The organism is Rothia aeria (assembly GCF_016726365.1).
GTDB lineage: Bacteria > Actinomycetota > Actinomycetes > Actinomycetales > Micrococcaceae > Rothia > Rothia aeria.
Map to the genome: position 1 here is coordinate 1,070,362 of NZ_CP068102.1, position 13,262 is coordinate 1,083,623.

Here is a 13,262-nt window from a genome sequence, read left to right on the forward strand (position 1 = left end):
GTACGTGACAGAATACAGCGGGCACCTTCATGTTTAACACCAAATATTAAGACACCCTAAGGAGGTTGTTCGGCGGCATGCCGGGCATGAAAAGCGGGCTGACGTGGGCGGCTACAGTTCCCAGTTATATCCGCTAAACTGGGGGAATGGCTTCTCCTAAGAAACGTCGCGGCCGCGACCTTTTGCAGTTTATTGCTTACAGCGTCATTGCAGGTTTTCTGGTGGCGGTCATTGTTGTGCCGCCCGTCGTAGGCGCTGGCTCAGTGGTGAACGCATCCATGAGCTGGTTCCAAGACTTACCGGATGAGATTTCAGAGGGCCCCCTGGCACGTCCCTCAACGATCTACGCCGCAGATGGTAAGACCGAGCTGGCCACCTTCTACGAAGAGAACCGTACACAGGTGAAGCTCGACCAGATCTCCCCGCATATGCGGAACGCCATCATTTCGGTTGAGGACCGTGATTTCTATAGCCACGGCGCGGTCTCTGCCGTCGGTATTGGACGTGCGTTCTTCAATAACGCGATGAATCCCGGCAAACGTCAGGGTGCTTCCACCCTCACCCAGCAGTACGTGAACAACCTGATCGTTAACGCTGCTGAGCAGAACGGTGAGGACGCGAACGCCACCCTGGGCGGGAACAAGAACTACTTCGCCAAGATCAAAGAAATGAAGCTGGCCGTTTCGATGGAGCAGAACAAGTCCAAGGACGAGATCCTTGAAGGCTACCTGAACATCGTGAACATGGGCGGCTCAAACTTTGGTGTTGAGGCCGCAGCCCAGTACTACTGGGGTATTCCTGCGAAGGACCTGAACGTTGCCCAGTCAGCGCTGCTGGCCGGGCTGGTGCAGTCCCCCAACACCTACCGGCCGGACGAGCACCCCGATAACGCAGTTGAACGCCGTAACGTGGTGCTCTCCACCATGCTGCGTGACGGGAAGATCTCTCAGCAAGAGTACGACGAGGCAGTGGCCAGCGAAGTAAACCTGGACATTCACCCGGTGAAGAAGGGGTGCAGCAACGCTGGCGAGTACGCCTTCTTCTGCAACTACGTGGTGAATAATATCCTGCAGGATGAGTCCTACGGTGCCACCGATATTCAGCGCAATGCCATGCTGCAGCGCGGTGGTTTGAAGATTTACACCTCCCTGAACACGGAGGCACAGAAGGTTGCGAAGCAGGCAGTTGAATCCACTCAGCCTGGGGCAACCAACACTAATGACATTAACACCGCACTGACCAGCATCGAGCCTTCCAACGGTAATGTGGTGGCGATGGCGCAGAACACAGAATGGGGCAGCCCCAAGGACGCCAATGACCATTCGGTCTCGCAGTTCAACTACAACGTTGATGCCAAGTACGGCGGCACCAATGGCTTCCAGCCCGGTTCAACGTTCAAACCGGTGATCCTTGCCCAGTGGATTAAGGACGGCAAGGGCGTCAACGGCATGGTCAATGGTACGCAGTTGTCGTACCCCACCAGTTTCGCGTGGAACGCCAAATGCTACGACGAGACAGGCGGCAAATACTACTACCGCAACCAGCCGGAAGGGTGGACCTTCAAGAACGCCGTAAACGGCGGTCTGGGGTACAACACGGCGGCATACGGTATCCGGCAGTCGCTGAACTCATACCTGTACGGTATGCTCTCACGGCTGGATTTGTGCGATGTGCACGAAATGTCTAAAACCCTGCACATGTACGACGGCACAGGAGAGCCGCTTCACAGCATCCCCGATTTGGGTACTGACATTGGCGGTACCAAAAACGGTGTGTCCCCGCTGACATTGGCCTCAGCCTACGCGGTCTTTGCGAACGAGGGGAAGTACTGTGAGCCGCGCCCGATGAACAAGGTCACCAAGAACAACGGCGAGGTATTCAAGGAATACCAGGCCAAGTGTGAACAGGTTCTTGACCCGGACATCGCTAACGGTGTGAGCTGGGTGCTTAAAGGCGTGATCCAACAGGGAGGCTCGGCCCCCACCCGAGGGATTGGTTTGCCCGAAGGGTCCGCTGCGAAAACCGGTACGAACGATAACTCGTCACAAACCTGGATTGCCGGTTACACCCGCGGCCTGGTGACCACCTCCTGGGTTGGTAACGTGGCAAAGGGCTTCCGCTCCATGAACGGGCTGGCAATTAACGGTCAGGTACGTGAGTACGTGGACGGCGCAACCTACGCGGGTGCGCAATGGCAGACGTACATGAAGGCGGTCGCACCGAAGTACAACACCGACAACTTCACCCAACCCAGCGCGAAGGTGCTCTCAACCGCCAACTAAGGTTACGGGTGAGTGAATCATACAACTGAATGAGCGAAAGGCTGGATGGAATGCGTGATTCCGCCCCGTCCCGCCGTATGCTCCGAGCGGCGGCTCCTGCAGCACGCACCGGTTCGGTACTGAAAAAGACCGTTGCCGCCGGTGCTGTTCTGGGGGTCGCCGCAGCAGCGTACGGCCACTTTATTGAGCTGAATAATTTTGTGGTACGCCACGAGCGGCTGCCGGTTCTCCCAGCGGGGACGGCAGATCTGCGTATCCTGCACATTTCGGATATGCACATGATTCCGGGGCAGGCACGTAAAAGAGAGTTCATGCATTCGCTGGCGGGGTTACGCCCCGATCTGGTGATCAATACCGGTGATAACCTCTCACATATTAATGGGCTGCCGCCCCTGCTGGATGCTTTAGACCCGCTCATGGACTTCCCGGGCGTATTCGTGCCGGGGTCGAACTGCTACTTCGCCCCTGTGCTCAAGAACCCGGCCCGGTACCTGTGGCAGGCACGCACCCCCCAAGAAATTGAGGAAGGCTCACGCGTGCCGCTTCCTATTGGGAAAATGCATGATGCTTTTGAGTCACGCGGCTGGACGGGACTTATTAACCGGTATGACAGTATTAGCATCGGCGGGCTGCGCCTAGAGTTTTCGGGGGTTGACGACCCGCACCTGCGTTACGATCAGCACCCCGGGTTCGCCCCTGAAGCGTTTGATACCGGCTCCACCCCGCGGGTGCGTATCGGGGTTGCGCACGCCCCCTATATGCGCACCCTTGAACGGTTCGTCGCTGACGGCGCGCAAGCAATTTTCGCCGGGCACACGCACGGCGGGCAGGTGTGTTTACCGGGTGGGCGGGCACTGGTGAGCAACTGCGATTTACCGCCTTCACGCGCTAAGGGCGTAAGCTACCAGCAGGATGTGCCGGTGCAGGTCACGGCGGGGTTGGGTACCTCACGGTTCGCGCCGGTGCGGCTTTTTTGCCCCCCAGAGGCGGTGCTGGTCACCCTCACAGCCAAGAGCGAATAAACACCCAGCTGTCGGCCGGGATCTCGGGCGGGCACCCCACAGCAGAGCAAGCCCGCGGCAGACGGCAAGAGGCCGCTGTCTATAATAGAAACCTCAGGCTCACATCACCAATAGCGCCCGATGCGGCGCATCCGCTCATAAACAGCAGGGGGTAACAACCCCGCAACCGATCAGGAGGAACCGGCAACGACTCGCACACATGCCACCAGCACCTCCCGGCGGCGCAACCCGTTCCTTGAGACCGCTCCCGAACCCATCCCGGCGCCCGTAGACTACGCGGCCGGTGAGCGGGCACCCCTAAAGTTCGCACCGTACACGAAGCCCATACGCGGCCGGTGGGCGGTGGGTCTGGTGGTTGCGATCGGCGCTGCTGTACTTGAAATATCGGTTCCGCAGATGCTTCAGTTCATTGTTGATGAGCTGACCCGCAACGCCACCGAGACAGGCATTTGGATTGGCGGGTCGTTGGTGCTGCTCATCGGTGTGGGGCAGGCATCCTTGGCTTACTGGCGCAGGTGGCTGATTGTGGATCCGACCTCCACGATGGAAATGCGGATGCGCATGAACTTCTTCGACAAGTTGCTGCGCGCGCCCCTGTCAATGATTGACCGTTGGTCATCCGGGCAGCTGCTCACCCGGTCAATGTCTGACCTGGGGACGATCCGCCGGTGGCTCTCCTTCGCGCTGGTGCAGCTGATCTCGGTGGCGGTCATGTTCCTGGTGGGCAGCTCATTCATGTTCGGTGCCTCGTGGCAGCTGGCGGTGGTGTTCGTGGTGACCGTACCCGTGCTTTTGGTGTCCCTGGTGAGCTATGTGCGTAAATACAATGCGTACACTAAGGAGCTTCAGCAGCTCACCGGGGATGTATCAACCCGTATTGAGGAGTCGGTGCGCGGCATCCGCGTCATTAAAGCTTTAGGGCGTTCCCAGGAAGAAATTCAGAAGTACACCGCAGCCGTTGAGGAGCTGAACTCCCTGGATTACCGGCGGTCTATGCTGGTGGCGCTGGTGGCGTTTTATCAGCGGGTTATTGTTGGGGTGAGCACCCTCATCGCCCTGTGGGTGGGGGTTCCGCAGGTGGCCTCGGGGGAGGTTTCGTTAGGGTCGCTCACCGCCTATTTTGCGGTGCTGACCGTGGTGCTGGGGCACGTTCTGCGTTCAACCACACTGATTTCTTCGTATTTGAACTACCGGGTAGCTATGGAAAGGCATGTTGAAGTAATGAGCGAAAACGGGCATGAAGAAGTAGTACTCACCGACGAGGCAGCCGAGCAGGCTCCTATCCCTTCCGGCGGTGTTTTATCGGTGACGTTCGATAACGTGCACTTTACCTACGACCCCGCACAAGAGCCCAGCTCCCAAGAACACAGCCCCGAAGAACACGCCATCGATGCGCCCGCACCGGGCGGGGTGCTTGAGGGGCTGAGTTTTAAGGCGTTCGCGGGCGAGGTGGTTGCGCTGGTGGGTGCCACCGGCAGCGGCAAGTCCACGGCGCTGACGCTGGTTCCGCGTTTCTACTCCCCCACCAGCGGGCGCATCCTCTTGGGGCGTGAAGATATTGCCGACATGCCCCTGCCGGTGCTGCGCGCACAGACCGCTTTCGTGTTTGAGGAGGCGGTGCTGTTCTCGGGTACGGTGCGCCAGAATGTGCTGATGGGTGTGCGCGGTGAATACAGCGATGAGGAGCTGGAGCAGACCCTAACGGGCGCTCTTGAACTTGCCGCCTGCGATTTCGTGGCGGATTTGCCTGAGGGCGTGGATACCGTCATCGGCGAGGAGGGGCTGAGCCTTTCGGGTGGTCAGCGGCAGCGCCTTTCGTTGGCGCGTGCGCTGGCGGCACGCCCGGCGGTGCTTCTGCTGGATGACCCGTTCTCGGCGCTGGATGTGGGTACGGAGGAGCGCATCATCACGAACCTGCGCGGCGGTGAGGGGAACTTGGGCGGGGCAACCACCCTGCTGACGGCTCACCGGCCCTCCACGGTGGCCTTAGCAGACCGGGTTCTGCTGCTTGAGGGCGGGAAAATCGTTGCCGACGGGACGCACACCGAGCTGATGAAACTCCCTGCATACCGTGCGTTAATGAGCGCCGAACCGGAGGCCCCCGCGTCTCTGGCGCATATTGCGGACATGCTCTTTGGGATTGCCGAGAGTGAGGTATCCGCCGCCGCTGAGAGCACGCAGAATCGTGAGGGCTCCCCCACCGGGGAGGGCGGAGGCACCCAATGAAACTAACCGGGGCTAAAGCCCCGCACGAGCGCACGGACCTGACCCCTAAGGAGCAGAAGCAGGCGCGGAAACGCTCCTTCGCGCTGCTGCGGCAGATGCTCCGGCCGTACATGGGGGCGCTGGCGGCTTCGGTCGTCTCGGTGCTGGTGGCGGCTGTTGCGGCAGCAGCCCAGCCGGTGCTCATAGCGCGGGTGCTCGACACGGCGATTGCCCCGGTCACGCACGGCGACACCGGCCCGCTGCTGACACTTTTAGCGGTGTTTGCGGTGAGTGTGCTGGTAAATGCGGGCGCCACATGGGCGAATGTGGCGTATACGGTGCGCGTCTCCTTAGGGGTGCTGCTGCATTTACGCACCCGAGTGTTTAAACATTCGCAGGCGCTGAGCGTCTCTTTTCACGAGTCGTACACTTCGGGCAGGGTCATATCGCGTCTGACGAACGACGTTGAGACGATCGCCACGTTCTTGGGCAGCGGTTTAAGCCAGCTGGTGACTACCCTGCTGAACATGCTGTTCTCGGTGGTGGCCATTTTTGTGCTGGACTGGCGTATTGGGGTTCTTCTGCTGCTTACGGGCGTACCGATTTACCTGCTGACCCGCTGGTTTCAGCGCGGTATTTCGCGTATTTTCCGGTCTTTACGGAACGAGTCTGCGCAGCTGACCACCCGCTTCGTTGAGACGTTCACCGGTATTCGCGCGGTCAAGGGGTTCGGCGCGGAAGCGGCGGCGCGTGCAGAGTACGCCGCCGTGGCCGAACGGTACCGGGTGAGCGTGATGGACTCTATTAAGATGTTCGGCATCTACTCCCCCACTCTCATGCTTTTCGGGAATGTGTTTGTGGCGGCGGCGCTGGTGATTGGCGGGTATGCGGTGCTGGGCGGGACTATGCAGGTGGGCACCCTGCTGGCGCTCATTATTTATGCGAACCGGGTGTTTGAGCCGATTATGACGCTCTCCGAGTTCTATAACCTGTTCCAGTCGGCGTTCTCGGCACTAGAGAAGATTTCCGGTTTTTTGGCGGAGCGTCCGCAGGTGCGTGAGGCTGAGCACCCCGTGCAGCGGCAGGTTCTTGAGGGTGCCGCGCGCGGGGCGGTCGAGTTTCAAAACGCCCAGTTCGCCTATGTGGAGGGCACTCCGGCGCTGCAGCGCACATCGTTGAGCGTACCGGCGGGGCAGCGGGTGGCGCTGGTGGGTGCTACGGGCGCGGGCAAGTCTACGATCGCTAAGCTTCTGTCGCGGTTCTATGATGTGAGTGATGGGCGGGTACTGCTTGATGGCGTTGATATTCGCAGGCTCTCAGACGCTCAGCTACGGCAGGAAGTGGTGATGCTCACTCAGGAAGTGTTCCTGTTTTCTGACACGATCGCCGGGAACATTCGTTTGGGTAACCCGAACGCCACCGATGAGCAGGTTGTTGCGGCGGCGCAGGCGGTGGGCGCGCACGGGTTTATTAGTGCCCTTCCGCAGGGGTACCAGACGATGCTGGGCCGCGCCGGAACGAACCTGTCGGCGGGTCAACGGCAGCTGGTGTCGTTTGCGCGCGTGTTTTTGGCGGACCCGAATGTGGTGATTCTTGATGAGGCCACCGCCTCCTTGGACATTCCGAGTGAGCGGGCGGTGCAGCGGGCGCTGAATACGTTGCTGTCGGGGCGTACCGCGTTTATTATTGCCCACCGGTTATCGACGGTGCTAGCCGCCGACAGGGTGCTGGTGATTGATGCTGGCGAGGTGGTTGAGGACGGCTCCCCGCAGGCGCTAACGGCCACTGGCGGGCGGTTTGCGACGATGCGCGCCTCATGGGACGAACTCAATAACGAACAATAGTCTCCCAGCTGGGGCGTACCGAAGAGCGTGTGTGGTGCATTGCCCTTGCCCCCCCCCTGCTCACATATTTATGCATTATCGGGTGGTACCGGGCGCGCGGATGCATTTTGGAGGCGGGCGGAGTAATCTTCTCTATCGGGGGTATTCACCGTAGAATTTTCGCAACAACATGCTGGCCCCCAATCATTCACCCAGTTCATACCTATTCACAAGGACCATGATGTTCAAACCACACGGCGCGCACCGTGCGCGCATGTTGGGCGTGGCCGCGCTCAGCGTATGCACCGCCCTGCTGGGCACACCAGCCACCCTAGCGGCCCCGGCACAGCCCGCCCCCGCCTCCGCGGGCCCCGCCACTCAGGACACTGTGGAGGGGGCTAGGCAGGGTGAGGTGGTCACCGCCTCCATGAAAGAGGCCACCGGAACCGTCACCGCTTATGTGGAGCTGGCTGGCCAGGGTGCCTACGGGTTAGCTCTTGATGGGGGTGGGCGCCGGGTGAGCCCGATGAGCCAGGCGTCCCCCACCGCGCAGAGTGTTGCTGCGGCACACCACGTGCAGTCGCAGGTGGTGACAAACGCACAGTCATTAGCCGCTTCCTCTAATTCGCAGGTGCTGTACACTACGCATAACCTGCAGCGGGGTGTGGCGCTCACCGGTGATGCGCAGGCGATCAGGGGCCTCGCCGGGCACCCGGATGTGGTGCGTATCTCCCGTATCGTGCCGAAGGAGCGTATGAACGCAATCTCCGTGGTGGGCACAGGTGCGCTTGAGGCGTGGCGCAGCACGGGGGCGACCGGACAGGGCGTGACGATCGCGGTGATTGACACCGGCCTGGACTATACGCACGCCGATTTTGGCGGCCCAGGCACCAAGGCGGCCTACGATAAAGCAAAATCCTCCCCCACGATGCCCGCAGGCTCCTACGACCCGCAGAAAGTGGTGGGCGGCTACGACCTGGTCGGCGATGCCTATAACGGGTATAACGCCCCCGCACCCGATAGTAACCCCATGGATTGCAGCGAGTCTGGGCACGGCACGCATGTGGCGGGCACCGCCGCAGGGTACGGTGTGGGTGCGGACGGCAAGACGTTCCGGGGCGAATATTCCAAGCTTTCATCTGCGGATGTGCAGCGGCTGCACATCGGGCCAGGTTCCGCACCCGAGGCGCGCCTGATGCCGCTGCGTATCTTTGGGTGCAGCGGCAGCTCCTCCATGACCGGCCAGGCGCTAGATAGGGCCCTGGACCCCAATAATGACGGGGACTTCTCGGATGGTGCGAACATTGTGAACCTTTCCCTCGGCAGCGACTACTCAACGGTGGATGACCCCGAAAACACGATGCTGCAGCGCCTGATTGATAAGGGGGTGCTGGCGGTGGTTGCCGCCGGTAACGCGCAGGCGAATCTGAGTCAGGGGGACGTGTACTCGATTATGGGTGCGCCCGCGAACAACCCCTCGGCGTTAACTGTGGCGAATTCGGAGAGTGCCCTCACCCGCTCTGACAGGTTTGAGGTGAAGGGGCCCTCCGCTGTTGCCGGGGCCTATGCGGGCAGCTACTCCACGTTGTATACGTTTGCCTCCAATAATGCGCGCGTGAGCGGCACCGTCACGGCGGCCCCCGAGTCGAATAAGACCGGCTGCGCACCGTTCACGGGCACGAATTTCGGCGGCCGCTGGGTGATGCTTCACTGGGAGGCTTCCGGCTCCGATCCGTCATGCGATTCCGCCCGCCGGTTCGCGAATGTTGCCGCCGCTAACGGTAAAGGCGTGCTCATGGTGGCCCCAGAGAATGATGACCGCCCCATCGCGGGAAGCACCACCATACCGGGGGTGCTGATAAGCCGTGCAACAGCCCAGACACTATACCCGGCGGTGAAGGCGGGAACCCTGGAGATTGAGCTGGGGGCGGCCTGGCGTAATACGGCTCTTACCGCGAAGGGCCCGGATATGTTGGCGGCCTCATCCGCCCGCGGGGTGCACGGTTCTGACGGGTTCGTGAAACCCGATGTTGCCGCCCCCGGAACGAATATTTATTCAGCAGGTGCGGGTAGCGGCAACCAGCCGTTCCGTCTGAGTGGTACTTCCATGGCAACCCCGCATGTGGCCGGTATTGCGGCGCAGATCCTGAGCAAAGAGCCGTTTCTGTCTCAGCAGCAGGTGAAGGCGCGCATCATGAACACCGCCTCGCAGGAGGTGCGCACCATCTCGGGCGAACGGCTGGGTGTGGACCGTGTGGGTGCTGGCCGGGTGGATGCGCAGGCGGCCGTCAATGAGCGAACCACCGCATACAACACCCAGAACCCCCAGCAGGTCTCTCTATCTTTTGGGGTGATTGAGGTGGCCCCCGGGACCGGGGCGAAAACAGTCACGAAAGAGGTGACCGTGGAGAACGCAGGCGGGCAGCAGCGCACGTTCCGGGTTGGTTTTGATGCGCGCACCACCACGGCCGGGGTGCAGGTCAAAACCCCCGAAAGCGTGAGTGTTGCCGCTGGCGCCAAGGCCACGTTTAGGGTGTCGGTGACGGTTGACCCCGAGAAACTGGCGAAGACTCTTGATGCGGGCACGGCCCGGGACCAGGGCGGCCGGTACCGCCAGTACCTTAGCTCAGTCAGCGGCAATGTGACGCTCACCGACAGCTCCTCCACCGTGGTGGTGCCGCTGCACGCCGCGCCAAAACCGGTGTCGGAACTCATGGTCCCTTCAGCTTCCTTAACGTTTGGCACCTCCCAGACGGCCCGGATTAAGCCGGAGGGCACACCGGTACGACGTAACGGGTACGTTTCGCAGCTGGGCGCCTTCGAACTGGGGTATGAGGAGTCTGGCCCGGCTCCCAGCAGCTCATCTGCGCGGGCAATGGCGGTACAGTACGTGGGTGCCTCGTCTAACCTTCCGGCGTTGGGTGCCTCAGGCAGTTCCCAGGGCCGGGGTGTCATTTCTTTCGGCGTGGCCACAAGAGGCAACTGGGATGCGCTCACCCCGGCCTACGGTATTGAGGTTGAGATTGACACGGACAGCGACGGCTACGCGGATTACTCGGTTCAGGTGAAACGGCAGATAGGCCTGGACTACCCGGTGGCGGTGCTCTCCTCCCGCCGCGCGGGTGCCAGCCGTGAGGTGGATGCGCTGCCGGTCAATGGTGTGTGGGGCGATATCGACACCAATACGTTCGATACGAATGTTGCAGTCATACCGGTTGCCGCTTCTTCACTGGGGCTGGCCCGGCAGGGTTCTGAACCTCTTCAGTACCGGGTGCTCACGAGCCTGCCGCTGCTGGGGCAGACGGTCTCCGAGACCGACTGGGTGAGTTTTAACCCGTACACCCCTAACCTGTGGTTTGACGGCGGGCAGGGCACCGGCCCGTCCCTGTTCGTGGACTCACCGGATGCGCCCGTGACGGCTCACCTGCGCAGCGGCACCTCCGCGAAGATGCTGCTGCTGCATCTGCATAACCCCTCGACTTCCGCGGCGCAGAACACCTCGCAGGTGGCCTCCGCCCGGGTTCAGCGGGCGCAGGTTCTTGAGGCGAGGAGCGGCTCGGCTGGGCCGTCAAACCCCGCCCCCGCCCCACCGGCTTCTCACCGGTTTAGGGATGTGGGCCCGGCCCACCCGTTCTACACCGAGATTGAGTGGCTGGCTGCTGAGCGCATCACCAGGGGCTGGCCGGATGGCACCTACCGCCCGGGGGAGAATATTGAGCGTGGAGCGATAGCCGCCTACTTCTACCGTATGGCGGGGGCACCCGATTTCACGCCTCCGGTGGTGTCTCCGTTTAAGGATGTGGACCCGTCACACCCGTTCTATCGGGAGATTACGTGGCTGGCGTCAAAAGGTATTACGCGCGGCTGGGGTGACGGGACGTTCCGCCCGCACGAGCCGGTGAGCCGTGAGGCGATGGCGGCGTTCTTCTACCGTTACGCCAACTCGCCACAGTTTAACGCCCCGCAGCAGTCACCGTTTAGGGATGTCCGCCCCTCCGACCCGTTCTATCGGGAGATTACGTGGCTGGCGTCGAAAGGTATTACGCGCGGCTGGGGTGATGGGACGTTCCGCCCGGTTGAGCCGATTCACCGCGACGCAATGGCGGCGTTTGTGTACCGGTTTCGCGGCATGAAGTAGCCTCACGCTGTCTCACGTCCTGGGGTTGCTGTTTTGTTTGCGCTTGACGAGGGTATGGGCTATCCTTATTGAGTTGCTTACGGTGCTGTACCGAGAAGTAACCCCGGGATGTGGCGCAGCTTGGTAGCGCGCGTCGTTCGGGACGACGAGGTCGCAGGTTCAAATCCTGTCATCCCGACCAACCCTAAACCCCCTGAGAGTAATCTTCAGGGGGTTTGCTGTATGTGCCTTCTGCCCGGGTCCCCACTGGGCCGAGTCGAAAGTCTAAATATCCAGTGTACGCAGCAACTCGCGCGGCGGAATCACGCCGTCCTCAATATAGGCGCGGAAAACAGGTGCCGCCTGCTCGCCGGTGAAAACCTCCTCAGGGTGCACCTGTAAGGGCGTATTGTTATACGTGATAGTGGTCCACGCATCCGGGTCTGCCACGGGTTTGCGCGCAACCACATAATGCTCATAAGACCCGTCTTCCTGGGTCACACGCACCTCAACCGTCATCGCCTGCGTGGAACCGCCGCACTGCATATAGTTGGAGAGCGCAACAGAGTCACGTGGAACATCATCCACATGATCCACACCCTCAGGCAGCGCCCACACCACGAGGGCATAACGTTTATAACCCTCCAAAAAGTCGGGCTCAGTAAGGCGCTGCTCGGTATCATCGGCGAAAGACTGCGGAGTTTGGGGGACATCGAATCCGTCATATCCAGTCCTTCCCACTACTATGTATGCAAAGTACTTCACGGGCTGGTTTCTCTCTGTTGGTGGCTGGTAGGCACCAGATTATCGGAGAGACACCGTGTGTGCCAGCGTATTCGTCACGCCGCCAGGCTAACCCCGCTGGCGGGATCGACCTCCGGCGCCGACTCCAGCATCGTGTAGTAATCACCCGAGGACGCTACGGCATCGGGCTCCCGCGCCTCACTCACGTAATTCTCCCGCTCACTCAATAGCAGAGCGGCCGCCCCTACCCGAACTCGGCTCACCAGCGCCATTGCCCTCAGCCTGGGCAGCCTCAGTGTCGGTCTTCTGGCACTCCCGGGCCTCCTCCTCGTGATACTCCGCTATCTTGGCTGTCATCCACTCCGGAATCCACTCCGGATCCCGCGGATAGTACTCCAGCTCAACAACCGCATCCGCACCAACAATCGGACTCGCACTAATGACCGGTTCACGCATCCAGTCCGCGTCCTGATGCAGCACCCCCTCAGCAGCCTCCATCCAAAAATGCGAGTACAACCACGCACCCCGATGCTGATCCACCTGAGAACCACGAATATCATGCATCGCGAAACTCACCTCACGAGGGAGATGAACAGACTTTCGCTCTTCTCCGCACATCAGCCACACCTTCACACGGCCCGTCCGGTGGGTCGCATGATAATCAATATCGACCCGGACTCCACCTTCATCTACTAACCAGTCACGCAACAAACCCTCAAATTTCAAAACAACCGAATTGCCCTGGTTACCCTGCGTAATTGACATCAGTTTACCCCTACCCGTTTCTGTGGCGGAAGATTCTCGAATGGCCTCGAGTCCGCCTCTCCAGCGGCAGTCGTCCATTTTACCTCGAACTTTTCTGGGACTCGTTCGGTTTTGGTGAGCTTCGTGGGGTCAGCGGGGTCTGGGTACTGGAATTCAATAACCAGGTTATTGAATCCGTCTGGGTTGTCCGCCACTTCCTGCTCGAACTTCTTGTAAGATTCCATTGTGTTGTGGCGCGGATTCTGGTTGACCTCTTTCAGCATCGCGACCATGTTGATCTCTTCCGGTGGCCCACCGAACTGGT

Annotated in this window: 8 protein-coding genes and 1 tRNA gene; 6 read left to right on the forward strand and 3 right to left on the reverse strand. The window is 60.7% G+C overall.

Annotated features, from left to right (window positions below; translation table 11 throughout):
* Positions 1 to 146 precede the first annotated feature (146 nt).
* The 6 genes from I6I94_RS04465 to I6I94_RS04490 all read left to right on the forward strand — a co-directional run bounded on the left by I6I94_RS04465 (position 147) and on the right by I6I94_RS04490 (position 11,651).
* Positions 147 to 2,282, forward strand: a complete 2,136-nt coding sequence (locus I6I94_RS04465) for a transglycosylase domain-containing protein (protein WP_128087452.1) — start codon at positions 147 to 149, stop codon at positions 2,280 to 2,282.
* 50 nt (positions 2,283 to 2,332) lie between these two features.
* Complete coding sequence (locus tag I6I94_RS04470; protein ID WP_201620992.1) at positions 2,333 to 3,304, forward strand: metallophosphoesterase; 972 nt, start codon at positions 2,333 to 2,335, stop codon at positions 3,302 to 3,304.
* 351 nt (positions 3,305 to 3,655) lie between these two features.
* Complete coding sequence (locus I6I94_RS04475; protein WP_330894762.1) at positions 3,656 to 5,530, forward strand: ABC transporter ATP-binding protein; 1,875 nt, start codon at positions 3,656 to 3,658, stop codon at positions 5,528 to 5,530.
* Positions 5,527 to 7,353, forward strand: a complete 1,827-nt coding sequence (locus I6I94_RS04480; protein ID WP_126926680.1) for an ABC transporter ATP-binding protein — start codon at positions 5,527 to 5,529, stop codon at positions 7,351 to 7,353. Before I6I94_RS04475 ends, I6I94_RS04480 begins: the two co-directional genes overlap by 4 nt.
* 217 nt (positions 7,354 to 7,570) lie before the next feature.
* Positions 7,571 to 11,470 (forward strand): S8 family serine peptidase, encoded by a 3,900-nt coding sequence (locus I6I94_RS11540; protein ID WP_201620935.1) that lies wholly within the window; start codon positions 7,571 to 7,573, stop codon positions 11,468 to 11,470.
* A 104-nt stretch (positions 11,471 to 11,574) separates the two neighbouring features.
* Positions 11,575 to 11,651 (forward strand) — tRNA-Pro (locus tag I6I94_RS04490).
* 83 nt (positions 11,652 to 11,734) lie between these two features.
* On the opposite strand, the gene I6I94_RS04495 is transcribed toward I6I94_RS04490, so the two are convergent.
* The 3 genes from I6I94_RS04495 to I6I94_RS04505 all read right to left on the reverse strand — a co-directional run bounded on the left by I6I94_RS04495 (position 11,735) and on the right by I6I94_RS04505 (position 13,230).
* Positions 11,735 to 12,190 carry an NTP pyrophosphohydrolase gene (locus I6I94_RS04495; RefSeq protein WP_236588943.1) on the reverse strand — a complete coding sequence of 152 codons (456 nt, stop codon included), beginning with the start codon at positions 12,188 to 12,190 and terminating at the stop codon, positions 11,735 to 11,737.
* Between the two features lie 222 nt (positions 12,191 to 12,412).
* Complete coding sequence (locus tag I6I94_RS11435; RefSeq protein WP_236588944.1) at positions 12,413 to 12,958, reverse strand: hypothetical protein; 546 nt, start codon at positions 12,956 to 12,958, stop codon at positions 12,413 to 12,415.
* Complete coding sequence (locus tag I6I94_RS04505) at positions 12,958 to 13,230, reverse strand: hypothetical protein (protein ID WP_408015303.1); 273 nt, start codon at positions 13,228 to 13,230, stop codon at positions 12,958 to 12,960. Before I6I94_RS04505 ends, I6I94_RS11435 begins: the two co-directional genes overlap by 1 nt.
* Positions 13,231 to 13,262: the final 32 nt, after the last annotated feature.

Coding starts and splice junctions, on each gene's coding strand:
- I6I94_RS04465 (WP_128087452.1), top strand. CDS start 147: ATGGCTTCTCCTAAGAAACGTCGCGGCCGCGACCTTTTGCAGTTTATT.
- I6I94_RS04470 (WP_201620992.1), top strand. CDS start 2,333: ATGCGTGATTCCGCCCCGTCCCGCCGTATGCTCCGAGCGGCGGCTCCT.
- I6I94_RS04480 (WP_126926680.1), top strand. CDS start 5,527: ATGAAACTAACCGGGGCTAAAGCCCCGCACGAGCGCACGGACCTGACC.
- I6I94_RS11540 (WP_201620935.1), top strand. CDS start 7,571: ATGATGTTCAAACCACACGGCGCGCACCGTGCGCGCATGTTGGGCGTG.
- I6I94_RS11435 (WP_236588944.1), bottom strand. CDS start 12,958: ATGTCAATTACGCAGGGTAACCAGGGCAATTCGGTTGTTTTGAAATTT.
- I6I94_RS04505 (WP_408015303.1), bottom strand. CDS start 13,230: ATGGTCGCGATGCTGAAAGAGGTCAACCAGAATCCGCGCCACAACACA.